The organism is Mesorhizobium sp. B2-1-3 (genome assembly GCF_006442495.1).
GTDB lineage: Bacteria > Pseudomonadota > Alphaproteobacteria > Rhizobiales > Rhizobiaceae > Mesorhizobium.
Window position 1 is genome coordinate 206,322 of record NZ_VFWL01000001.1, and the last position, 22,990, is coordinate 229,311.

24 protein-coding genes, 1 tRNA gene and 1 pseudogene are annotated in these 22,990 nt (G+C 63.1%); 11 read left to right on the top strand and 15 right to left on the bottom strand.

The window, feature by feature from the left end:
• Nucleotides 1-92: 92 nt before the first annotated feature.
• Nucleotides 93-1,586, bottom strand: a complete 1,494-nt coding sequence (locus FJ973_RS01080; protein WP_140554636.1) for an amidase — start codon at nt 1,584-1,586, stop codon at nt 93-95.
• A 145-nt stretch (nt 1,587-1,731) separates the two neighbouring features.
• On the opposite strand from FJ973_RS01080, the gene FJ973_RS01085 reads away from it, so the two are divergent.
• From FJ973_RS01085 to msrB, 4 genes are all read left to right on the top strand, one after another.
• The gene (locus FJ973_RS01085; RefSeq protein ID WP_140554637.1) at nt 1,732-2,271 is read left to right on the top strand and encodes a sigma-70 family RNA polymerase sigma factor; all 540 of its coding nucleotides are present in this window, start codon (nt 1,732-1,734) and stop codon (nt 2,269-2,271) included.
• Nucleotides 2,268-2,966: an anti-sigma factor gene (locus FJ973_RS01090; RefSeq protein WP_140524237.1), complete on the top strand. Its 699-nt coding sequence runs from the start codon at nt 2,268-2,270 to the stop codon at nt 2,964-2,966. Before FJ973_RS01085 ends, FJ973_RS01090 begins: the two co-directional genes overlap by 4 nt.
• 222 nt (nt 2,967-3,188) lie before the next feature.
• Complete coding sequence (locus tag FJ973_RS01095) at nt 3,189-3,746, top strand: fasciclin domain-containing protein (RefSeq protein ID WP_140491483.1); 558 nt, start codon at nt 3,189-3,191, stop codon at nt 3,744-3,746.
• 198 nt (nt 3,747-3,944) lie between these two features.
• Complete coding sequence (gene msrB, locus FJ973_RS01100; RefSeq protein WP_140491485.1) at nt 3,945-4,448, top strand: peptide-methionine (R)-S-oxide reductase MsrB; 504 nt, start codon at nt 3,945-3,947, stop codon at nt 4,446-4,448.
• Between the two features lie 167 nt (nt 4,449-4,615).
• Here the strand turns inward: msrB and FJ973_RS01105 are convergent, their stop codons facing one another.
• Both FJ973_RS01105 and FJ973_RS01110 read right to left on the bottom strand, forming a co-directional pair.
• On the bottom strand, nt 4,616-6,208 hold the full coding sequence (locus FJ973_RS01105) for a DHA2 family efflux MFS transporter permease subunit (protein ID WP_140554638.1): 1,593 nt from the start codon (nt 6,206-6,208) through the stop codon (nt 4,616-4,618).
• A gap of 22 nt (nt 6,209-6,230) precedes the next feature.
• On the bottom strand, nt 6,231-7,415 hold the full coding sequence (locus FJ973_RS01110) for an HlyD family secretion protein (RefSeq protein WP_140554639.1): 1,185 nt from the start codon (nt 7,413-7,415) through the stop codon (nt 6,231-6,233).
• A 127-nt stretch (nt 7,416-7,542) separates the two neighbouring features.
• On the opposite strand from FJ973_RS01110, the gene FJ973_RS01115 reads away from it, so the two are divergent.
• On the top strand, nt 7,543-8,277 hold the full coding sequence (locus FJ973_RS01115; protein ID WP_140491491.1) for a TetR/AcrR family transcriptional regulator: 735 nt from the start codon (nt 7,543-7,545) through the stop codon (nt 8,275-8,277).
• A gap of 17 nt (nt 8,278-8,294) precedes the next feature.
• On the opposite strand, the gene yihA is transcribed toward FJ973_RS01115, so the two are convergent.
• From yihA to rpmH, 5 genes are all read right to left on the bottom strand, one after another.
• On the bottom strand, nt 8,295-8,954 hold the full coding sequence (gene yihA, locus FJ973_RS01120) for a ribosome biogenesis GTP-binding protein YihA/YsxC (RefSeq protein WP_140491494.1): 660 nt from the start codon (nt 8,952-8,954) through the stop codon (nt 8,295-8,297).
• Nucleotides 8,951-9,589 (bottom strand): CatB-related O-acetyltransferase, encoded by a 639-nt coding sequence (locus FJ973_RS01125; RefSeq protein ID WP_140524238.1) that lies wholly within the window; start codon nt 9,587-9,589, stop codon nt 8,951-8,953. The genes yihA and FJ973_RS01125 overlap by 4 nt, the downstream gene beginning before the upstream one ends.
• 243 nt (nt 9,590-9,832) lie before the next feature.
• Nucleotides 9,833-11,653, bottom strand: a complete 1,821-nt coding sequence (gene yidC / locus FJ973_RS01130) for a membrane protein insertase YidC (protein WP_140554640.1) — start codon at nt 11,651-11,653, stop codon at nt 9,833-9,835.
• A gap of 14 nt (nt 11,654-11,667) precedes the next feature.
• Nucleotides 11,668-12,021, bottom strand: a complete 354-nt coding sequence (rnpA, locus tag FJ973_RS01135; RefSeq protein ID WP_140491500.1) for a ribonuclease P protein component — start codon at nt 12,019-12,021, stop codon at nt 11,668-11,670.
• Nucleotides 12,022-12,035: 14 nt separating this feature from the next.
• A complete protein-coding gene (rpmH, locus tag FJ973_RS01140) occupies nt 12,036-12,170 on the bottom strand; it encodes a 50S ribosomal protein L34 (RefSeq protein ID WP_008833937.1) in 135 nt (44 codons plus the stop codon).
• Nucleotides 12,171-12,470: 300 nt separating this feature from the next.
• On the opposite strand from rpmH, the gene FJ973_RS01150 reads away from it, so the two are divergent.
• Nucleotides 12,471-13,958, top strand: a complete 1,488-nt coding sequence (locus FJ973_RS01150; protein WP_140554642.1) for a HAMP domain-containing sensor histidine kinase — start codon at nt 12,471-12,473, stop codon at nt 13,956-13,958.
• Nucleotides 13,959-14,183: 225 nt separating this feature from the next.
• Nucleotides 14,184-14,260: transfer RNA gene (locus FJ973_RS01155), tRNA-Arg, on the top strand.
• Between the two features lie 271 nt (nt 14,261-14,531).
• On the opposite strand, the gene FJ973_RS01160 is transcribed toward FJ973_RS01155, so the two are convergent.
• Nucleotides 14,532-16,115, bottom strand: coding sequence for an MDR family MFS transporter (locus tag FJ973_RS01160; RefSeq protein ID WP_140554953.1), 1,584 nt, complete (start codon nt 16,113-16,115; stop codon nt 14,532-14,534).
• A gap of 131 nt (nt 16,116-16,246) precedes the next feature.
• Complete coding sequence (locus tag FJ973_RS01165; RefSeq protein WP_140554643.1) at nt 16,247-17,401, bottom strand: HlyD family secretion protein; 1,155 nt, start codon at nt 17,399-17,401, stop codon at nt 16,247-16,249.
• 121 nt (nt 17,402-17,522) lie between these two features.
• Between FJ973_RS01165 and FJ973_RS01170 the strand changes: the two genes are divergently transcribed.
• The 4 genes from FJ973_RS01170 (at nt 17,523) to FJ973_RS01185 (ending at nt 19,708) form a co-directional block, all read left to right on the top strand.
• Nucleotides 17,523-18,434: a LysR family transcriptional regulator gene (locus FJ973_RS01170; protein WP_140524242.1), complete on the top strand. Its 912-nt coding sequence runs from the start codon at nt 17,523-17,525 to the stop codon at nt 18,432-18,434.
• Nucleotides 18,435-18,734: 300 nt separating this feature from the next.
• Nucleotides 18,735-18,974, top strand: coding sequence for a DUF680 domain-containing protein (locus tag FJ973_RS01175; protein ID WP_140554644.1), 240 nt, complete (start codon nt 18,735-18,737; stop codon nt 18,972-18,974).
• Nucleotides 18,975-19,068: 94 nt separating this feature from the next.
• Nucleotides 19,069-19,341, top strand: a complete 273-nt coding sequence (locus tag FJ973_RS01180) for a DUF1127 domain-containing protein (RefSeq protein ID WP_224680501.1) — start codon at nt 19,069-19,071, stop codon at nt 19,339-19,341.
• Nucleotides 19,342-19,414: 73 nt separating this feature from the next.
• A complete protein-coding gene (locus FJ973_RS01185) occupies nt 19,415-19,708 on the top strand; it encodes a muconolactone Delta-isomerase family protein (RefSeq protein WP_140547678.1) in 294 nt (97 codons plus the stop codon).
• Nucleotides 19,709-19,773: 65 nt separating this feature from the next.
• On the opposite strand, the gene FJ973_RS01190 is transcribed toward FJ973_RS01185, so the two are convergent.
• From FJ973_RS01190 to FJ973_RS01210, 5 genes and pseudogenes are all read right to left on the bottom strand, one after another.
• Nucleotides 19,774-20,427, bottom strand: coding sequence for a hypothetical protein (locus FJ973_RS01190; protein WP_140554645.1), 654 nt, complete (start codon nt 20,425-20,427; stop codon nt 19,774-19,776).
• Between the two features lie 138 nt (nt 20,428-20,565).
• Entirely contained in the window at nt 20,566-20,940 is a 375-nt protein-coding gene (locus FJ973_RS01195) for an avidin/streptavidin family protein (protein ID WP_140554646.1), read from the bottom strand.
• Nucleotides 20,941-21,094: 154 nt separating this feature from the next.
• Nucleotides 21,095-21,327, bottom strand: a pseudogene (locus FJ973_RS01200) (multicopper oxidase domain-containing protein); the annotation flags it as partial.
• A gap of 48 nt (nt 21,328-21,375) precedes the next feature.
• Nucleotides 21,376-21,966, bottom strand: a complete 591-nt coding sequence (locus tag FJ973_RS01205) for a DUF308 domain-containing protein (protein ID WP_140554647.1) — start codon at nt 21,964-21,966, stop codon at nt 21,376-21,378.
• Between the two features lie 313 nt (nt 21,967-22,279).
• Nucleotides 22,280-22,903 carry a hypothetical protein gene (locus FJ973_RS01210; protein ID WP_140554648.1) on the bottom strand — a complete coding sequence of 208 codons (624 nt, stop codon included), beginning with the start codon at nt 22,901-22,903 and terminating at the stop codon, nt 22,280-22,282.
• Nucleotides 22,904-22,990 lie beyond the last annotated feature (87 nt).

A 22,990-nucleotide genomic window follows, 5' to 3' on the forward strand; every position in this document is an offset into this window, starting at 1 on the left:
TCAGGTAAAGACGGCGGCGTCTTAGCGGGAATTGACGCGGGCCGCAAACGGCTTTGCTGTCATATTCGGGCGGCTCACGACCTCGTCATCACTTAAGGCACCATAAGCGGCGCCCTGCGGCCAAGCCAACCGGAGATCTTCTCCATCTGCGCGGCCAGGGACAAAAGCGTCTCCTCGTCACCGGGGCGGCCCGCGGCCTGGACGCCGAGCGGCAGGCCGGCTTCGGTGACGTAAACAGGGAGCGCGATGGAAGGCTGGCCGCTGACATTCTGGATCGCCGGCCAGTGAGTGAACCACAGGCTCTTGTCCATCAACTGGCCGAACAGCGGTTCGATCCTGAGCAGCGCCGTGAGGCGAAGCTTGTCGAGCATATTCTCGATGAGCTCGTCGGCACCCTTCGGGTCCATCGCACCGCAAGCGAGCGGCGGGTGGGCGATAACAGGCATCAGCACGGCGTCGTAACGCGCCGTCTCCGCAATCAGTTGCCGCGAGGCGGCATGCAGCCGCTGCAAGCCGGCATAGGTCTCGCCGGCCGAGACCATTTCGCCCAGTCGGCCGAGCACCCGCGTCGCGCGCTCGATGTCGCCGGTGACGGTGCGGCCGACGCGCACCGCCTCGGCCCGCAACATGCCTGCGACAGCCGAGGCAACCGTTCTGCAGAAATCGGCGAAGAAATCGCGACCGATGGAGGGCAAATCGATTTCCTCGACGCTGTGGCCGCCCTCGTGGGCGAGCGCCACCGCGGTATCGAGCGCATTCAGCGTCTCGGCCGAAATCGGCAGGCCGAGCGGAGAGTTCCGGTACATTGCGAGCTTGAGCTTGCCGGGATCGCGCGCGGCAGCCGCGGCGAACGCACCCTTCGGCGGCGGCGCGGCATAGGGCGCGAGCGGGTCGGGGCCATGGGTGAGGTCAAGCAGCAGGGCGCAATCTCGCACCGAGCGGGTGACGGCATGGTCGACCACCATGCCGTACCAGCTTTCGCTCACCGATGGCGACAGCGGAACGCGGCCGCGCGAGGTCTTGAGGCCGACCAGCCCGGTGCAGGCAGAAGGCACGCGGATCGAGCCGCCGCCATCGGAGGCATGCGCCACCGGCACGGCGCCGGCGGCGACCAGTGCCGCAGCGCCGCCGGACGAGCCGCCGCTGGTGTGGCCGGTGTTCCAGGGATTGCGGGTGATGCCGAAGGCTTTTGATTCGGTCATCAGCCGCAGCCCGTGTTCGGGCGATGTCGAGGTGACGATGGGTATCAGTCCGGCGGCGAGATAGCGTTCGGTCAGCACCGAACTGACCTCGGGCATCCAGGCGGGGATGCGGCTGCCGCCATGCGACGGCACGCCCTTGATGGCGATGCCGAGATCCTTGACGGCGAAGGGCACGCCGGCCAGCGGTAGGGAATGATCGATGCCCTTCGCCCGGCTGCGCGCCGCATCGTAGAGTGTCTCGGCCGTGGCATTGATTTCAGGCCGGCTGGCCTCGGCGCGCGCGATCGCCGCGTCGACCAGTTCGACCGGCGAAACCTCGCCCTTGCGCACCAACGTGGCAAGGCCGGTGGCGTCTTCTTCCCACAGCACTCGTTCGACCGACATGCGCACTCCCCCGATCCAGGCAAGGTAACCAGCGGCCAATCCGTTGGCAATCGAGCGATGAACGAGTGCGGCGCGGTGCGGAAAGCTTTGGGTGCACGGAAATTTGCGCCGTTGCAAATACATCGCAATCCCCTAATTTGCCGACATGACGCCACAGGAGATCAGCAATCTGATTGTCCGGACTTCGATGAAGGACCGGGCTTCGTTCGATCTGCTGTACCGGCAGACCAGCGCGAAACTTTTCGGTGTCTGCCTTCGTGTATTGAAGGACCGGGGAGATGCCGAAGAGGCGCTTCAGGAAGTCTTCGTCAAGATATGGACGAAGGCGGACCGTTTCGCCGTCTCGGATCTAAGCCCGATTTCCTGGCTGGTGGCCATCGCGCGCAACCATGCGATCGATCGTATCAGGGCGCGGCGGGAACCTGCCGCCTACATCGATGCCGCGCTCGATGTGGCCGATCCGGCGCCGGGACCGGAGGCCATGACCGTGGCAGGTGGCGAGTCCGAGCGCATCCACCGTTGTCTCGAGGAATTGGAAAAGGGCCGGGCAGCGGCTGTCCGGGGCGCCTATCTGAACGGCGAGAGTTATGCCGAACTGGCGGAGCGCCACGGCGTGCCGCTGAACACGATGCGAACCTGGCTGCGACGCAGCCTGCTGAAGCTCAGAGAGTGTCTGGAAAGATGACGCTGGTAGACGACGACGGACCGGAACGTGGAGGCGACGACCTGTTCGCCGCCGAATACGTGCTTGGCGTCCTGACAGCGGAAGAACGCCAGATCGCGTCCCGCCGCATCGATGGCGACGCCGCATTCGCTCGGCTTGTCGATGCCTGGGAGGCCCATTTTTCGCCCTTGGCCGTCGCCTATCCCGGGACAGAACCTCCGATCAGGGTCAAGGAGGCGATCGATCGCCGGCTGTTCGCCTCGCAGCCTCGCGCCGGCCTATGGTCGAGCCTTGCCTTCTGGCGCGGCCTTGCCGCCGCCGCCATCGCGGCGCTGGCGATCTACATCGCCTTGCCTTTCATCAACCCGCCGCTCCAACAACCACAGCTTGTCGCCTCGCTGGCCGCCGAAGGCAGCGACGTCAGATACCTCGTCGTCTATGACGCGGCGCATCATGAAGTCGGCCTGTCGCACGTTTCCGGTGAGCGGGCCTCCGGCAAGGACTTCGAACTGTGGGTGATCGTGGGCAAGAACGCGCCGGTTTCGATGGGCGTCATCCCGGCCGGGAAGGCTGCGCATGTGGCGGTTTCGCCGGCCGTGCAGCAGAAACTTGCGCAGGGCGCCGTGCTGGCGGTCAGCCTCGAGCCTTCAGGCGGTTCGCCGACCGGCCAGCCGACGGGACCGGTGGTCGCGGCAGGCGACCTGAAGGGCATCTGATGGCTCCCCGCCCGGACCGTCGCCTTACAAAATAGTGAAGTCTATTTTTGCAAGGATAACCGCGGACCAAATTCCCGCGGTTGGATCAGCCTATCCACCGAAATCACTGGACCTCATTCGGAAGAAAAGAATTCTTTCATAGAAAGCGAAACTAAGTTTTTCATGGCCCGTATCTCCTCGCGTTCCCAATGATGGGGAAAACAACCCGAGGAGACTTACATCATGCGTAAATTCGCCACCCTTTTGCTCGCCGGTACGATCGGCCTCTCAGCGCTCGGCACCATCGCCTATGCCGCCAATCCGATGGTCGGGGGCGCACCCATGTACGCCAAGAAGAACATCATCGAGAACGCCGTCAATTCGAAGGACCACACGACGCTGGTCGCTGCCGTCAAGGCAGCGGGCCTGGTCGACACGCTGCAGGGCGCCGGGCCCTTCACCGTCTTCGCTCCCACCAACGAGGCCTTTGCAGCACTTCCGGCCGGCACGGTCGAAACGCTGCTCAAGCCCGAGAACAAGGACAAGCTGACCAAGGTCCTGACCTGCCATGTGATCGCGGCGAAAGCGATGGCCGCCGACGTCGCCAAGATGGCCAAGGCCGATGGCGGCGCGCATGTAGTCAAGACCGCCGGCGGCTGCGAGCTGACGCTCAAGGCCGATAAGGGCAAGGTCACCGTCACGGACGAGAACGGCAATGTCGCCCATGTGACGATTGCCGACGTCAGGCAGTCCAATGGCGTCATCCACGTCATCGACAAGGTTCTTTTGCCGAAGATGTAACATACGGCTCGCTGCCGGCGAACAGGCAGCAAGGCTCTCCTGCCGGTGCGCGACTTCGTACACGCGTTGCGCCGGCAGGCGTCCGCTCCGCACTGTGGCTCCATCCAGGAGGCTGGTGCGGGTAACGTTCGGCCCTCAACGGCTTTTGATTTTCAGCCGAGCGTTGAATGTGGCAAACAGATAGCAGGAGGATTGGCCATGAACCGTCGCGACTTTCTCTTGAGCGGCGCCGCCGCCATCGGCGTGGTCGCCGGCACGGCATCTCTGCTGCGCATGGGCGGATCGCAGGATGCACGTGCGGCGGAGACCTTCGAAGTCACCAAGACCGATGCCGAATGGCGCGCGATCCTGTCTCCCGCGGCCTTCGACGTGCTGCGCAAGGAAGGCACCGAATATCCCGGCACCAGCCCATTGCTCAACGAGCACCGCAAGGGCGTCTTCGCCTGCGCCGGCTGCGACCTGCCGGTTTACTCCTCCGAGACGAAGTTCGATTCCGGCACCGGCTGGCCGAGTTTCTGGCAGGAGATCGCCAACGCCGTCGGCAAGACGCAGGACCGGTCGCTCGGCATGACTCGCACCGAAGTCCACTGCCGCCGCTGCGGCGGCCATCTGGGCCATGTCTTCGACGACGGCCCGCCGCCGACCGGGCTGCGTCACTGCATCAACGGCGTGGCGCTGAGCTTCAAGCCCGCCACCGCCTGAGACCATGCGGCCGCGATATGAAAAAACTCCGGGCTTGCGACCCGGAGTTTTTTAGCGGTCAGTCATTTCGGGCGTGGACTGGAGGAGCTTCCCGAAACGGCTGCCCGTGTTTCCTTGCTTCCAGCGCGATTCAGGACGCAAATCGTTTCTCCGGTATTGCCCTGGTGTCAGTGCCCGCCGCCACCACCGCCGGCGGCCGCCGGTTTGCTGATCATCATGGTGAACAGGCCAAGCGTCGCGAACAGCACCGTCAGCATGTAGAACACGTCCATGAAGGACAGCAGCGCCGCCTGCTGCTGGACCATGCCCGACAATTTCGAGATCGCCGCGCTGGCCGCATCCAGGCCGGCGGTCTGCTCGAAATTGAGCGTCATGTTCTGAAGCTTCTGCTGCGCGGCCGCACTTCCCCACTGCACGTGCTCGGAGAGCCTTGCATAGTGGAAGGCGTTGCGGTCGATCAGCACCGTGTTGATCAGGGCGAGGCCGACGGCACCGCCGAGATTGCGGGTCAGGTTGAACAGGCCCGATGCATTCTTCAGCCGCTCGGGCGGCAGCGTGCCGAGCGCGATGTTGTTGATCGGCACCATGCACAGCATCATCGAACAGCCGCGCAGGATCTGCGGGATGAGCAGCTCGTAGAAATCCCAGTCGGCGGTCAGGTGCGTCATCCACCATGTTCCGGTGGCAAAGCCGAAGAAGCCGATCATCATCATCAGGCGCGGGTCCATCTTGTTCGACAGGATGCCCGAGACCGGCGCGGTGAAGAACATCGCCAGGCCGCTGACGAACAGCGCCTCGCCGATCATCATCGAATCGTAGCCGCGGATGCGCCCGAGGAACACGGGGTAGAGATAGGTGAGGCCGTAGAGGCCGATGCCGATCACGAAGGAGAACAGCGAGCCGAAGGCGAAGTTGATATTGCTGAACGCCTTGAGATCGACGATCGGCTCCTCGGCGGTGAACACCCGCCAGAAGAACAGCACCGCGCCGAAGGTCATGACGACGGCACAGATGAACACCGCCTGATCCTGCAGCCAATCATTGTTCGGGCCTTCCTCCAGCACATATTCCATGCAGCCGAGGAACGCCGCCATGCCGGCAAGGCCCCACCAGTCGAACTTCGAGAACAGCTTGAGGTTGGGCTTGTCGAAGTCGATCAGCGACCAGGCCGCCGTCGTCACCAGGATGCCAGGCACGACATTGACGAGGAACAGCCAGTGCCAGGACATTGCGTGGCTGATATAGCCGCCGACGGTCGGGCCGATGGTCGGCGCCAGGGTGGCCACCAGGCCGATCATCGGCGACACGACGGCACGGCGCGACGGCGGGAAGATGGTGAAGGCGGCCGCGAAGACGCTGGGGATCATGCCGCCGCCGATAAAGCCCTGGATGGCGCGATAGACGATCATCTGGTCGATGTTGGTAGCGGTCGCAGCGAGCGCGCTGGCGGCGGTAAAACCCGCCGCCGAAATTGTGAACAGAACGCGCGTCGACAGCATCCGGCTGAGAAAGCCGGACAGGGGGATCATGACCACCTCGGCAATCAGATAGGCCGTCTGCACCCAAGGGATCTCGTCGGAACTGGCGCTCAGGCCAGCCTGGATCTCGGCCAGCGAGGCCGAGACGATCTGGATGTCCAGGATGGCCATGAACATGCCGAACACCATCGCCAGGAAGGCTATGACGCGCCGCGTCGAGATGGTGTCAGGCACAGCCGGCCTCGCCGGCGGCGCTCCTGCGGTCAGGGTTGCGGTAGCCATGGCGTTGCTCCCCGGAGCGCGCTCAGTTGGTCGCGGCCGGCGCGGTGCGGCTGTCGACGGCGACAACGACGCTCAAGCCGGCGCGCAGCCTGCCGCTCTTCAGGGCATCGGCCGGCACGTCGATGCGGACCGGGACGCGCTGCACCACTTTGGTGAAGTTGCCGGTGGCGTTTTCCGGCGGCAGCAGCGAGAACACGGCACCCGAGGCCGGCGCCAGCGAGGAGACGGTGCCCTCGATGGGCTCGCCGTCGATGGCATCGACCGAAATCCTGACCTTTTCGCCGGGCACCAGCCGGGCAAGCTGGGTCTCCTTGAAGTTGGCGACGATGTAGAGCTTGTTCATCGGGACGATGACGGCGAGCTTCTGGCCGGGGCTCACGAGGTCGCCCTGCTCGACGGAACGGTTGCCGACGACGCCGTCATAGGGCGCCTTGAGCACAGTGAAGGAAAGGTCGCGCGCGGCCTTGTCGCGGTTGAGCTGCAAGGATGCCAGCGTGCTTGCCGATTCAGCGCGCTGCGCCTCCAGCACGCCGATATTGGCTTGTGCTGCGGCGATCTGCGCGTCGGCGCCGACGAGAGCGGCGTTGGCCTGGTCGAGCGCCGTCTGGGCGTCGTCGAGTTGCGCCTGCGTACCGACATGGGTCTTGAGCAGTTGCGCGGCGCGCTGCTGGGCGCGCGCGGCATTGGCCGCCGCGGCCTGGTCGGCGGTCTTGGCGGCCTGCGCCTGCTGCAAGGAGGCCTGCGCCGCCTTGGTCTGCGCATCGATGCGATCGAGCGTCCTGGCCAGCGTGGCGATCTGCGCCTCGGCCTGGGCGACCGCTATTTTGTAATCACCGTCATCGACCGTCAGCAGGGGATCGCCGGCCTTGACCTGCTGGTTCTCGCTGACCTTGACCTGATCGACATAGCCGGAGATCTTGGGCGAAATGAAAGCCATGTCGGCCTGGACATAGGCGTCGTCGGTCGAAATCATGAAACGGCCGGTGGTCCAGTAATCGTAGCCGTACCAGGCGCCGGCGCCGAGCAGTGCGACGCCGATGATCGGCAGCAGGAAAGAGCGCACGGAACGCTTCTTCTTCGCCGGAGTTTCCGCCAGAGGCGGCGCGGCGACTGGGTGGACGGGAACTTCCGGTGCTTCCGTCGCCGGGGCGACCTTGGCGTTGGGGAAAGGACGGACTTCGGCGGTGGACGGCGCGTTCGAGGACATGACATCTCTCTAAGTTATAATACTGAACCGTTCGGTTCGATCCGGCCGTTGACATAGCGCCTAAAGAGGACCATATCAAGAGGCAATCGAACCGCTTGGTTCGAATTATTTTCGAGGTGTGACTTTAATGGCCGACACAACGCCCGACGTCGAAAACGACAATTGCGGCGACCTGCTGGACGGCTTGCGCCGCGGCCGCCCGGCAGCCGGACAGGATCCGGTCAAGCGCAGCCAGATCATCGATGGCGCCCGCCGGGTCTTTATCGACAAGGGCTTCGAGGCGGCCTCGATGAACGACATCACGCGGGAAGCCGGCGTTTCGAAAGGCACCATCTATGTCTACTTCGCCAACAAGGAAGAGCTGTTCGAGGCGCTGATCGAGGAAGAGCGCGGCACGATCTTCAAGAACATGTATGACGTGCTCGACCGTGCCGACGACCTGCGCGAGACGCTGGTGAAATTCGGCAAGGTCCTGTCCATGAAGATCACCTCGGCCAAGGTCATCCAGGCCCAGCGCACGGTGATCGGCGCCTCCGACAGGATACCCGACATGGGCGCGCGGTTTTACGAACGCGGCCCCAAACGCGGCCACGACAAGGTCGTGACCTTCCTCAAGGCCGCCATCGACCGTGGCCTGCTCAAGATCGACGATGTCGACCTTGCCGCCTATCAGTTCACAGAACTCTGCCTGGCCGGTCTTTTCCGGCAGTGCATCTTCGCCTATCGCGCCAAGGCTCCGAACCAGGACGAAATCGACCATATCGTCAGGTCGGGCGTCGACATGTTCCTGAAGGCCTATGGCACCGAAATGCTTGCCGCGGAGGAAAGCCACAAGATGATCGCCCTGGAGGCGAAGGCTTAACCCGGCTTTTTGTGCCGCTAGCCGCCATTGGCCGCGAGCACGATCGCGGCGCGCAGCTCCTCCAGGCCCTCGGCCTTTTCCGATGACGTCGCCAGCACGAAAGGAAACGCCGCCGGTCGCTTCTTGATCTTGGCAAGCGTCTCCTCAATCAGCCGCGGCACGCCGGCGGCCTTGATCTTGTCGGTCTTGGTCAGCACGACCTGGTACGAAACCGCCGCCTTGTCGAGCAGCGACAGCACCTCGTCGTCCTTGGCTTTGATGCCGTGGCGGGCGTCGATCAGCACATAAACCCGCTTCAGCGTGACACGGCCCTTGAGATAGTCGAAGACCAGCTTCGTCCAATCGTCGACCTTTTCCTTGGGCGCGGTGGCATAGCCGTAGCCCGGCATGTCGACCAATGCCATTGGCGGCAGGTCGGCGCCCTCCCCCGAAAATCCGTCCGGCACGAAATAATTGAGTTCCTGCGTGCGCCCTGGCGTGTTGGAGGTGCGCGCCAGGCCCTTCTGGTTGACCAGAGCGTTGATCAGCGACGACTTGCCGACGTTGGAGCGGCCGGCAAAGGCGATTTCCGGCGGCCCTTCCGGCGGCAGGAACTTCATGGCGGGCACACCGCGGATGAAGATCCACCCGCGGGTAAACAGGTCCGTGCCGATCGTGGTGCTGTATTGAGCGTTCAAGCTGCTGTCTCCAGAAGAGAAATATCGGCGCCCCTGATGGCATCGAGGTTGCGGCTGATCTTGTCCACCGGCCAATCCCACCAAGCCACCGCCAGCAGCCGCCGGATCGTCCTGTCGTCGAAACGCATCTTGACGACCTTGGCCGCGTTGCCGGCGACGATGGCATAGGGCCGCACGTCGTGCGTGACCACGGACTTCGCCGCAACGATGGCGCCATGTCCGATTTGCACCCCCGGCAGGATCACTGCCTCCATGCCGATCCAGACATCGTTGCCGACCACCGTGTCGCCGCGCACCTCCTTCGACCATGTGACGGGGTCGAAACCCTTTTCCCAGCCATGGCCGAAAATGTTGAACGGATAGGTCGAAAAACCGGACATGGCGTGGTTGGCGCCGTTCATGATGAAGCGGGCACCTTCGGCGATGGCGCAGAACTTACCGATGATCAGCCTGTCGCCGATGAAGGAATAGTGGTGCAGCACGCATTTCTCGGCGAATTTATCCGGCCCTTCCGGATCGTCATAATAGGTGAAGTCGCCGATCTCGATGTTGGGCGCGCTCACCAGCGCCTTGAGGAAGCCGACGCGCGTGTGCATCGGGATCGGGTGCTTGATGTCGGGATTGGGTCCGGTCATGGCGGTTCGTCCGGGAATTGGCTGGCGGACGCGTCCCGCGTCGGCGCACACCTCGTCAAAGTAGCGTAATCCGCCGTATAGCACCAATCGCCCCGGGAGCGAGTCTTCGATGGTGGACAAGCGCATTTGCCGGATCGGACGGTGCCGCGCGTTTGCAGTTTCGCCCATCGCGGGCGGACGTGGACCGATGCCGGCGCACAAGAAAAAGCCCGGGCGACCGGGCTTTTAGCGAAGAATGAGGCTTTATTCCGCTGGCGACGGTTTCTTGCGGAACAGCGCCAGCAGATTGTCCCACAGTTCGATCTTGGCGCCTTGGCGCTTCATGATCACGCCTTGCTGGAGGATCGACAGCGTGTTGTTCCAGGCCCAGTAGATGACAAGCCCGGCCGGGAACCCAGCCATCATGAAGGTGAAGATGACGGGCATCCAGGTGAAGATGGCGGCCTGCGTCGGATCCGGCGGCGTCGGGTTCATGCGCATCTGCAGGAACATGGTGACGCCCATGATCAGCGGCCAGACGCCGATCATCAGCATGTGCGGAAGCGTGATCGGAACAAGGCCGAACAGGTTGAAGATCGACGTCGGATCGGGCGCGGCCAGATCCTGGATCCAGCCGAAGAACGGCGCATGGCGCATCTCGATGGTGATGTAGAGCACCTTGTAGAGCGAGAAGAAGACCGGGATCTGCAATGCCACCGGCCAGCAGCCGGCGAGCGGATTGATCTTCTCGGTCTTGTACAGCTCCATCATCGCCTGCTGCTGCTTCATCTTGTCGTCCGCGTATTTCTCGCGGATCTCGAGCATCTTGGGCTGCACCTTCTTCATGTTCGCCATCGACGCGTAGGACTTGTTGGCGAGCGGGAAGAAGATGGCCTTGACGATGACGGTGGTGGCGAGGATCGCCAGGCCGAAATTGCCGAGGAATTTGTAGAGCGTGTCGATGAGCCAGAACATCGGCTTGGTGATGAAGTGGAACCAACCCCAGTCGATCAGCAGGTCGAACCGCTTGATGTGGCGGTCTTCGGCATAGGCATTGATCTTGGCGACTTCCTTGGCGCCAGCAAAGACCTCGGTCTCGACGGTTGCCGACTGGCCGGCCTCGACATTGATCGGGTCGGTGAGGAAGTCGGACTGGTAGCGGTGGCGGCCGTCCACGAAATAGCCGAAGCGCGGCTGGAACGGCTGCTTCTCGCTCGGAACCACCGTCACCGCCCAGTATTTGTCGGTGATGCCAAGCCAGCCGTCCGTCGACTTGCCCGGCTTGACTTCCTTGTCCTTCTCGATGGACGCGTATTTGTGTTCCTGCAGGCCTTCCGCACCGGTGAAGCCGATCAGGCCTTCATGCAGCACGTAGGTGCTGGCGACTGCCGGCTTGTCGTAGCGCGTGACGCGGCCGTAATTCGACAGCGTAACCGGGGCCGAACCCGAATTGCGCACCTCGTCGGAAACGGTGAACATGTAGTCGCTGTCCACAGAGAAGGTGCGCTTGAAGGTCAGCCCCTTGTCACTGGTGTAAGTCAGCGTCACCGGCGTCGACGGGGTCAGCGTCGGATTGCCTTCGACGTTCCACACCGTATCCGCGCCCGGTACCGTACCCGTCTTGTCGTTGCCGACGAAGCCGATCTCGGCGAAGTAGCCGCTGGGCAACTCCGAAGGGTTGAGCAGTTCGATCTCGGGCGAATCCTTGTCGACGGTTTCGGTGTAGTGCTTGAGCTTGAGGTCGTCGAGACGGGCGCCGGTCAGGTTGATCGAGCCTTCGAGGCTCGGCGTGTCGATCTTGACGCGCTTCGAAGCCGCCAGCGCCTGGTCGCGGCTGGCCGCGGTGACGGTGTCGCCGCCGGGCGCGTTGGGGATGGCACCGGGAGCGGTGCCGGCCGGCGCCGGCGTTGCCGCGCCCGGATTGGCTGTCTCTGCCGCCTTCTTCTGCTCTTCCACGCGCTGCTGCTCGACGCGCGCCGCCTCGCGCTGCTGTTCGACGCGCGGGTTCATGTAGAAGACCTGCCACAGGGTCAGGATCAGCACCGACAGCGCGATGGTGATGAAGAAGTTTCGGTTGTTTTCCATCGAGAGCCCTTGGCCTATCGTGTTCCGCGAAGTCGGCGGGAGAGTTCGACCTTCAACTGGCCGAACGGGGCGCGGAGCGCATCATCGCGCCCGACGATGACATAATCATTGCCGGGCATCATGTCATCGGCCGCATGGGTGCGCACGGCCTCTTTCAGCCGCCGCCTGACGCGGTTGCGCACGACCGCGTTGCCGACCTTCTTGGTGACGGTGTAGCCGACGCGCGGCGCGCCGCCGTCGCCGCGGTCGAGGACCTCGACGAGGAAAAACCGCCCGCGACGTTTTTCACCACGGCGGACGGCCAGGAATTCCGCGCGTTTCAGAAGCCGCTTGGGATTTTGTCCCACTGGCTTGCCGGTTGCGGGCAACGATCTTGTCTCGCTCAGGCGCTGAGCCGCTTGCGGCCGCGGTTGCGGCGAGCTGCGACGACGCCGCGACCACCCTTGGTGGCCATGCGGGCACGGAAACCGTGCCGGCGTTTGCGGACGAGTTTGGACGGTTGGTAGGTACGCTTCATTTGTTTTAATACCGCGGGGTGCGGCCCTTCTTGATTCTGTCACTCTGTAACAGGAGCTTTGCCGGGCCGGCTTTGGCGCGATCGAAACCGCGCCGGGACGAATGGCCCGAGCGTGAGCGGGCTTATAGAAAGAAGGGTTTTGGAAGTCAATCCGGTGCCGGCCGGTGCCGGGCCGGTGTCGCCGGGCCCGGGATGCGCACTTTCGGCGGCAATTATATCTCTCCGACCAAGGGGGAAATTGGCAAAAAAGCCGCAATCGCCTAATCTGGGCTGATCAAGCGATTGTGAAGACAGGACCGCATGAGCGAAACCAGGCACGCCGAGGAAGGGACAGGACCAGCGCCAGCCGCCGTCCGCAGCGTACCCTTGTCGCGCGGCCTGTCGACAAAACTGCTGCTGTTGACCATCGTTTTCGTGCTTTTGGCCGAAGTGCTCATCTTCCTGCCCTGGATCGCCAGCTACCGGCTGGCCTGGCTCAAGGAGCGGCTGAGTACCGCCGCGGCCGTATCGATCGTGCTGGTGCAGGGCGAACCGACCTCGCTGTCGCGCACGGCGCAGAACGACGTGCTTATGGCGATCGGCGCCAAGGCGATCGCGGTGCGCGACGGCGGCGTGTCGCGGCTACTTGTGGTGGCCGACATGCCGCCGCAGGTCGACGAGCACATCGACCTCGCCAGCGTCGGCATGGTCAAGGGCATGACCGGCGCGCTCGACACGCTGTTTTTCGGCGGCAACCGGATGCTGCGCGTCTTCGGGCCGGTCGGCGACAGCGACAAGGAGTTCGAGCTGATCATGCCGGACTACAGCCTGCGCAAGGCGATGCTTATCTATTCGCGCAACGTCGCCTTCGTCTCGCTGCTGATCTCGCTGTTCACGGCCATGCTGGTCTATGCCGCGATCGACCTGATCATGATCGGACCGATCCGCAACATGACGCGCTCCATGCTGTCCTTCTCGCAGGCCCCCGACGACCCCAGCCGGATCATTCATCCCGCCGCCCGCGCCGATGAGATCGGGGTGGCCGAGCGCGAGCTGTCGCAGATGCAGGAGCGGCTGCAGAAGATGCTAACCGAGCAGAAGCACCTGGCCGACCTCGGCCTCGCCGTGTCGAAGATCAACCACGACATGCGCAACATCCTGGCCTCGGCGCAGCTAATTTCGGACCGCCTGCGCCAGGTCAAGGATCCGACCGTGCAGGCCTTCGCGCCGAAGCTCCTGCGTGCGCTCGACCGTGCGGTCTCCTACTCGGAAGGCGTGCTTCATTACGGCCGTACGCAGGAGCCGCCGCCTTCGCGCCGGCGCGTGCGGCTGCGCCAGCTGGTCGAGGACGTGCACGGCCTGCTCGACATCGAGGAAGGCATCGAGTTCATCAACGCGGTCGAAAAGGCGTTCGAGGTGGACGCCGATTCCGACCAGTTGTTCCGCGTGCTCACCAATCTGTGCCGCAACGCCGTGCAGGCGATGGCGGCGGACACGGAGAGCGCCGTGGTGCGCCGGCTGGCGGTTTCGGCCGAGCGCATGGGCAGCGTCAGCCGCATCGTCGTGACCGACACCGGTCCCGGCCTGCCGCCGAAGGCGCGCGAGAACCTGTTCGCGGCGTTCCGCGGCTCTGCGCGCAGCGGCGGCACCGGGCTTGGTCTGGCGATCGCGCATGAACTGATCCGCGCGCATGGCGGCACGGTGGAGCTGGTCGAATCGATCGGCGGGCGCACCACCTTCGCCGTCACCATTCCCGACCAGCCGGTGCGGCTCGACCAGGCCCGCAACGGGCTGCGCCGCCCGGCCTGACAGGCTTGGGCGCTGTTTCGCCCGCAAACCGGTCCGGCCCCCTTCGCCCTGAATGCCGCTTCGAACAACCCGATTTCCGGCCGGATCCAGCGGATGACGCATCGACGACAAAACTTTTGCCGGATCGGCTTGCTTTTCGCGAATTCAGTCGCTAGGGAACTGCACACATTCGCGGCCGGTCCTCGAGGATCGGATCGCGGGGTCATGGAAAGCATGACCTGATGCGCGCCCGTAGCTCAGCTGGATAGAGCACCAGACTACGAATCTGGGGGTCAGGAGTTCGAATCTCTTCGGGCGCGCCATTTTATCCTATTGAAATCAATAGACTTCCAGGCGTTTCCAGCGCGACGCCACTGGCTTGATTTTCGGAATTCAGCCGGTTTTGGCAAGACGGCGGCAGCCGGTGCCAAAATCGCACTATGGGCTAAAGTGCCCTACTTGGAACGGCACAGTCTCTGCCAAGCATTCGAAAATTTGCTGAGTTCCCTGGCGGTGCACGTGACAGACTCACATTCCGGGGCCGCGCTGGCGTAGTTCGGGATTGAAATCATTGTAGTTCTTCTTTCCGATCTTTCAGTGCGCGCCACCCGCCTCGATATGGCCCGGGTTGCGCAACAGCAGCGTGGCGAAGAACGCGACGACAAGGGCTGCTCCGAGCAGATAGAACGCGTCGCTGAAAGCCATGATGAAAGCCTGCTTGCGCACCATCTGTCCGATGGCGATGACGGCCTTGTGCATCGCGGCTGCGCGATCGCCGGCGCCATGCGCCAGGAAGTACCGGGTCAGATGCTCGATGCGCGCGCGAGTGCTCTCTTCGAACAGCGACACCGACCGCACCAGCACGTTGGAGTGGAACTGCTCGCGCTTGGTCAGAAAAGTCTGCAGCATGGCGATGCCGACGGCGCCGCCGAGATTCCGGATCATGTTGAACAATGCGGAGGCAGAGCCGGCGTTCTCCTGTTCGATGCCGGCCGTAGCGACCGCAGCCAGGGGTACCATGACCAGGGCCTGACCGACGGCACGGACGACATTCGGCCAAAAGAACTGCTCCGACGCGTAGGTCGCCGTCATTTCGATGTTCATGAAATTGCTCGCCGCGAACAGCGCAAAGCCGAAGGCGACGATAATGCGCATGTCGAAACGCTTCATCAACTGCGGCACCAGCGGGATCAGCACCAGTTGCGGCAGGCCTGTCCAGGCCAGCACCATGCCGATCTGCTGGGCGTTGTAGCCCTGGATGCGCGCGAGATAGACGGGCAGGATGAACACCGCCCCGTAGAGCGCAATTCCGAGCAGGAAGCTGGCCAGGATTGAGAAACCGAAATTCCAGCGGGCGAACAGTCTGAGGTTAAGCAAGGGCCTTTCGCTTCTCAACTCGATCCACAGGAAAAGCGAGAGGCTGACGAGGGCGATCAAGGACAGCCGCACGATGAACGGCGAGCCGAACCAATCGTCCTTGTTGCCCTCCTCGAGCACAGTCTGCAAGGTGCCGAGCCCGATCGCCATGGTGATGATCCCGGCCCAGTCGCCCTGGCGCAGCAGCGAAAGCTGCATCGGCGCCCTTTCGAGGGACATCCACAGCATGCCGACCATCAGCGCGCCGGGGACCAAGTTGACATAGAAGATGAACTGCCAGCCCCAGTTCTCGGTGAGATAGCCACCGATTGTCGGTCCGATGGCCGGTGCGAAGGTCGCCGACAGCGCGAACAGGGCGAATCCGATCGGCTGCTTCGCCTTGGGCAGGAGTGTTATGGTGATGGTGAAGGCGACCGGGATCAGCACGCCGCCGCAAAAGCCCTGCAAAGCACGCAGAACAATCATCTGCTGAAGGTTTTGCGCGAAGGCGCAGGCAACCGAGAAGGCGAGAAACAGGATTGCATTGGCCAGAAGATAGACGCGGATGGAAAAGACCCGCGACAGCCAGCCGGTGAGCGGAATGACGACGATCTCGGCCACCAGGTAGGCGGTCGATATCCAGCCGCCGTCATCGATGCCCGCGCCGATGGCGCCCTGAATGTCGGCTAGCGATGCGTTGACGATCTGGATGTTGAGGACCGCCATGAAGGCGCCGAGCGTCGAGCCAATGACGGCGATCCAGGTCTTGAGCGGGGCGGAAGAGGCATCGGTCGGCGCCAGGCTCGATGCTTTGGCTGCCATCGGCGCAGGCGTGGGGTTGGTGGTGAGGGTTGCGGGCACGGCTGAATTCCCTGTTTGACGAAGCGCGCGTGAGACACTGGCGTGGCTGCCACCATGCGAGGTCCCGGAGAACCTCGCGCAGCCGCTACGAGTTACCAGCCGGCGATGATCCGGCGGCCGCTGTCCGGTTCACCCCGTTCGGCCAGGATGGTTGCCTTCGTGTCGATCGTCGGTTCCGCCGACATGCCGGCGCGCAGCTTGCCGAGGAGCCTGCCGTCGTTGATCGCGATCTTCACCGGGATGCGCTGCACGATCTTGGTGAAATTGCCGGTGGCGTTATCCGGGGGCAGCAGCGCGAACTCGAGACCGCTGGCCGGCGACACACTGTCGACGCGGCCCTTGAGTGCCACGCCGGGAAAGCCGTCGACGGCGATCTCGACCGGCTGTCCGCTCTGCACATGGGTAAGCTGTGTCTCCTTGAAATTGGCCACGACATAGACCGCATTCAGCGGCACCACCGCCATGAGCAGCGTGCCGGCCTGCACATACTGGCCGACGCGAAGCGAACGGGCCCCGACGGTGCCGTCGACGGGTGCCGTGATCGTGGTGTAGGAGAGATTGAGTTCCGCCTGACGCAGGGCGGCCTGGCTGCTGTCGCGTTCGGCCTCCGCTTTGCCGCGCTCAGTCGTGAGCACGTCGATCGCTTTGCGGGCAGCAACCAGTGCGGCGCGATCCCGCCGCAGTTGGGCTTCGTTTTCGCCGAGGGACGCCGCAGCTTGCTGGGCGCGTTGGCTGGTGCCGTAGCCGCTTTTCAGCAAGGTTTTATAGCGATCACCCTCCTGCTGCGCGAATTTGAGCTTCGCCTCGGTTGCGGCGACGTTGGCCTTTTGCTGTTCGACCACCGAATGCTGCAGGCCGATCTGGGCGTCGAGGTTATGCAGCGTCGCTTCGGCTGCTTCGACATTGGCTTGCGCTTGGTCGAGCGCGGTCCTGAAGTCGCGGTCGTCGATGCGGGCCAGAACCTGGCCCGCCTTGACGGGAGTGTTGTCCTCGACCAGCACCTCGGCGATGTGGCCCGAGATCTTCGGCGCGACAGCCGTATAGTCGGCCTTGACATAGGCATCGTCGGTTGATTGCAGATACTGCCCGACCGTCCAATAGTCATAGCCGTAGAGCGCAGCCGCGGTCAGGCCGGCCACCAGACCCAACCCGATAACGGTGCGTTTGATCATCGTCTTGCGGGACCGCCGCGCGGGTTTTACCTCAACCGGGTATTCCAAGGTGGCGGGGTTGACGCTTACGGTCATCGTAATCTCCTCTCACGGTCGGGCCGAGTGGCCGATTGGTGCAAGGACGATGCAACGGCAATCTTGATGTGATAATCGAGGAAAGAACGGAAGGATCATCCATTAAGAGCGGATAATCGAAATGGACAGGCTCACGAGCTTGACGGTGTTTGGCCGCGTTGTGGAATGCGGCGGCTTTTCCGCGGCGGCCCGACGCCTCAACATGTCGACGACGATGGTCAGCAACCACGTCCAGGCGCTGGAGGAAAGGCTCGGCGTCCGGCTTCTCAATCGCACCACCCGCAAGGTGAGCCTGACCGAGATCGGCCAGGCTTACTATCAGCGTTCCTCGCAGATCCTCGCCGATCTGGAGGAGGCGGACCGCGTCGCGGGAGCACTTCAGGCGACGCCGCAAGGCACGCTTCGCCTTCATTCCAGCATGAGCGTCATCCGTTTTCTGGCGCCGATCGTTTCCGAATTCGTCAACCTTTATCCGGCTGTTTCGGTCGATCTCACCGTCGGCGAAAGAATGGTCGACATGGTGGAGGAGGGCTTCGACCTTGACGTGCGTTCGCTGCCGCTTCCCGATTCAAGCCTGATCGTCCGGCGGCTGACCTCATGGCGCAACATCGTCTGCGGTTCGCCCGGCTATTTCGAACGCCATGGAACACCGCGTCGGCCCGATGACCTCGCACGCCACAATTGCATGCGCCATGCGTCATATCCTTTCGGTAACGAATGGCGTTTCGAGGACCCCGACGGCGAGCCCGTTTCCGTCCGCGTCGATGGCAACTTATTGACCAACAGCCAGGAGACGCTCAGACGCCTTGCTCTCGACGGCCGCGGTCTGTTCATACCGCCGCCCTTCCTCGTGGCCGACGACCTGAGCGCCGGGCGCCTTGTCCGGGTGCTGGAGGAATATTCAGGAGTCGAGTTCGCGATCAACGCGTTCTATCCGCATCGTCACCATGTCTCGGCCAAGGTCAGGACTTTCATCGATCTGTTGGCCGAGCGCTTTGCCGAACACCGCAGATGGATGGAATTGAAGTACTGAACAGCAGTCCACCGTCCGCGCCGGAAAGTCGGCGGGCTGATGTCCCTTCTGATATTCTGGCCGGCCACATGCGGGCAAGGGCCGGAGCGATTGCCAGCACCGACATGGCAAAATCCTCGATCCGGGAGGGGTCAGCGCTGAGGCAGCGCACCCGCTCATGATCCTATTATCCGCTCTTGGCGGATGATCCTTCCCAATCTTCGATGATTATCATGAGTGGGCCCAAGATGCATCGTCTTGGCGAACAGGCAAGGACCTGTTCTTGAACCCAAGTCCAGAACTCAACCTTAGGAGATTTCCATGAAAAAGATCGCTCTTGCCACCGCCGCGTTCCTGGCCATCACTGGCGCCGCACTCGCCGAGAACCCGAATGTCGGCGGTTCCGACATCAATGCGATTGCCCGGGAACAGCTCGACAACACCCACACGTCCTCGATCGCGCATAGTGCAGCCTACGAACTGCTCAATGCGGGCTCCAATGCGGCCATCGCGCAGGATCAGGCGGTCGAGCGTCGCCGGGACCTTTTCGGCAACCGTTAGACACCGGCTCCGGCCGCCGAACCCCCAAAGCAGCGGGCTCATTCGCCGCCTTCGCCTCGGGGTTCGACCGGTCGCGAAAAAAAGGAGAAATGCGATGGACGCAGTCGTCAACGGCGCCGCCTTGGAGCGGGCCGAAACAAGGAGTGCACCGCAGCGGCGTGGAGTCGAGGCTCTACAGATTCTGATGGCGCGCGTCGCGGCGGTCTTGGTCTGGGTCGAAGCCGGTATGGAAAGGCGCCGGAGCCGCCGCATGCTGATGGAACTCACGGACTCGCAATTGCAAGACATCGGTCTTTCTCGCGCCGACGTTGCCGGCCGAGACTGGAAAACCGATCCTTTCCGCCCTGTTCCAGCCGATGGTCGCTAAATAACCATGACAGGCATCAAGCACCCACCGGGACAAACCGGAAAGCCTTACCTTCATCAACAGGAGAAAGAACATGCAGTTCATGGTCTTGACACGTCGGCGGACGGAAAGCTTCAACGACGCGGACTACACGCCCGAGAGACTGGAAGCCGAAGCCGAAGGCGTTCGCCGACTTTTCATGGCGAGCACCGTGCGACAAATCTGGAACCGCGGCGACATGGGCGGCGCTTGTCTTCTCATGGAGGCCGAAACGGAGGAAGAGGTTCGCTCGGTGCTCAATGCCCTTCCGCTGTTCAAAAGCGGCATGCAGGAAACGGCCTCCATTGTTCCGCTACGGCCATATAGAGGCTTTGGGCCGCGGCAATAGAAGATGTCACAAGGCATGCATGGTATATGGGACCTCGGCCAAGCGATCCCTGGCTCCGCAGAGCTTCATTCCCCGCGCGTGCCTGGGAAAAGAACCGTCAGTCTTTGCTCGGCCGCCGTCCAAGCCCGCAGGTGGTAGCTGCGCAGCACGAACACGCTTGCAGCGAAGGCGAGCATCCCGGCTGCCACACCGAGAGCCATTCCGGCGCCGGCTGCCGCTGTGGCGGCTATGCCCGTAAAGACACCTGCGATGGCGCTGCTGATCACGCTCACCATTCCGGCCGTGGTCATGAAATACTGCAACGGCGATGGGCTGAGCCCCTTGTCCACGAGCACCGCCGAGCGATCGTCATGCGTGGGATGAACGAGGTAGCTTTGCATGGCGGGCGCGACTTCGACGTAGTAGTGCCGGATCCGCGCCATTCCACGGGCGTGCACCATGTCCTCAATGGCGACCTGCACGGCGCGGACGAAGGTGACCAGGCCGATGAAGAAAACGCAGGGCAGCAAGATCAGGCTGAACAGCACGAACGGCGTGCCCATTTTCGTGACCTGCGCCACGAATGACAGAGCGATCGCCGCGCTTGAGACCGACGTGAGGAACAGATTGGCGCGCTGATTCGCCTCCTGAATGGTGGCCGCGCGGGCGGTCTGCAGCACGAAGTGCTCGGTTGTCATGCACTGCAGGACTACCCGCGCGTCGTTGCCTTCTTCCGCCATCCCATCCGTCCTCCGGTCGGCTCGACCACAGCGCCGCCGAAATCGCTCAGGATCGGCAGGCCGCCTTCAGTCGCGCATATGCGGGCCTGGCGGCCTTCCGTAGCCGCCGATGGAGCCACGCCGGCCCGAGAGGCTGGGTCATTCCACGCGCTCGAACACATCCAGGCTGGTCCCGAAGGCGCGCCATGCCCCAACTCTGACCATCCTGGCAGGCGCCCCTTCCGCCGATGCGGTAAGGGTCTGCCCTGCAACGGTATGCCAAAGCATCTCGAGCTTACTTTCCCGCAGAATACCGGTGTAGCTCACGGCCGCAGGCCCGGCCTTGCCCTGTCCCGCAGCCGTGAAGCCGATTACGTCGCCGCAAGCAGCGCCATGGATCGGAAGTTCCTGACCAAAGAAACTGCTGTCTTCCAACGCCGTCCTGAACGTGCCGCGGATGGCGCCTTCCGCATCGTCCTCGATGATGACGGTCGAGCCGTATTGGTTTCGCCAAGTCCCGATCCAATCTGGCATGGAGCACTCCACGAGCGGTTCGGGATCAACGTGCAGGGCCCGCACGCGTTCCGAGGCTGCCTGCGCCGCTCGGCGTCGAGGCCAACCTCTGGGCAGCCGTCGCCGGGCCGAGTGCGGCGCTGATGCCGCAACAGCGCCAATTCCGGCGCCCGCGTCAGCTGACGTCGATGACGACCATCAGCCGCCGCCGCCCTTTTGCTCGACATTGTTGTTCGTCGTGTGGTGCGGAATGTGGCAGTGGATGAGCCATTTGCCGGGTCGCCGCGCCGTCCAGACGACATCATAGCGCTGGCCCGGACCGACATTGATGGTGTCGGCGAGGAAGCGGGCCGAAGGGGGAATGGTCTCGCCGTCGCGCGCGAAGACCTCGAATGGTCCGCCATGAATGTCGATCGCCGGACCACGATGGGATACGCAGTAGACCGACAATGTGGATCATACTTGAACGGATGCCACTTTCCGGCGCCGCGATTGCGAGACGGTGAGCCAAAGGGCTGAGACGAGGAAATAGAAGGCGCCGAAGCCAGCGTAGCCTGCGATGTTGGCGATCGAGGGCGGTGCGGACATCTGCGCTTGCGCGATGAAGAATGCGCCGGCGACAGCCGATTGGCCTCCGCTCAAGATCATGGCCCATTGGCCTCCGGCGGTTTTCCAGCGCCGAATTGCGGTTCCGAGCTGCAGCAGGCCGGAGAAGATTGCCCACGCGCCGAAAACGCCGAGAACCCAATTCATGTTCATCGCCAGCGCCATGATGACTGCAAGGGCGACCACCGAACTGACTGCAACGTTGAATGCTTGCGTAGGATTGACGGCAAGCCCGCCGTTGCGGGAAGCATCGACATAATTGGCGGCTGCATCCCAGGCAGGATAGGCAATAAGCAAGACAGCCGCGATGGACGCCGACTGCCGGCCGACCGTCAAAGCGGCCACGACCCAGACGACGGAAAAGGCCGCACGGGCGAGGTAATACAGCTTGAGCCACTTGTCCTGGTCATTTGAAGCAACTTCAACGCCATCGCGTCTCATTGGATATCCTTCGGGTATGGTTCAATGTTTTTCCGATGCACCTCGGCGACCACAGGTGGCCGAGGCGTTTGTCAAAGAGGGCTGTTTCACCCTCATAGCCTTCACTATCCGCCCGCCTTCCTCCGAGAGGCGGCGCCAGGTGCAGCCCACAGCCGTCGGCGAATGCGCCGCTCCCGGTGCATGGGAAATGCTCCGGCATTTCGGACGAGCGGTAGGCCTTCACTGTCGCGTTCGTCCGCGCCGAACCGCTCAGCGTATCTTTCGCCAGCGCCGCCGTGACGATCGACAGCCTGCGAACGAGCGGCGACCTGGCTCACATGGGCGGGACCACGCCATCTTTGCCAACGACGACCTGATGACCGATCGTTCCGCTTGCGGCCTTCTCGCCTGCTATGAAGACGACGGCACCCGGGATCAGATCATCCTGGGTTGCCGGAGCGAGGGTCACGACGGGGGTGCCGTCCGGGATCGCGATCTTCTTTTCCTTGCCTTGGTAGGAAACGGTCACGGTGCGCCCGTCGACGTCCTTGACGGTATCGGCGACTGTTGCGTTGGTCATGCTGCTGTCAGGCTTCAGATCCCACCCGTAGCTTCCCTCACCTGCGCCTTTCAGCGCGGGCGGGAAGATCAGGACTTCCAGAGCGCCGTCACCGCCCTTGTCCTTCGGCAGCGAGGCAATTCCGACGAAGTCGCCTGGCTTGATATCGGCCACCTTCGCAGCAGCGACGCCGGAGATCTTCCAGCCATCAGCCAGCGCCACGTCAACAGTCTCGCCTTCCCGCGTGTTGACCTTCAGCGTCGAAGCGCTGAAGGTCAACACGCTGCCCCTGATGTGGATCTGCTCGGCCTTCCGGCTTTGAGCCTGAGCGGGCGCCGTGACGGCTAAATTTGCCGGAATACCGACGACCAAGAGAGCCGAGAGGAGTTTGTGAAACATAGGGAATTCCTTTACCTACTAGTTGGTAGTTTACCGCGGCGCATTTATCGATGCTCTGGTCGGGGCGACCCGTCGCTTAGCCGCCCG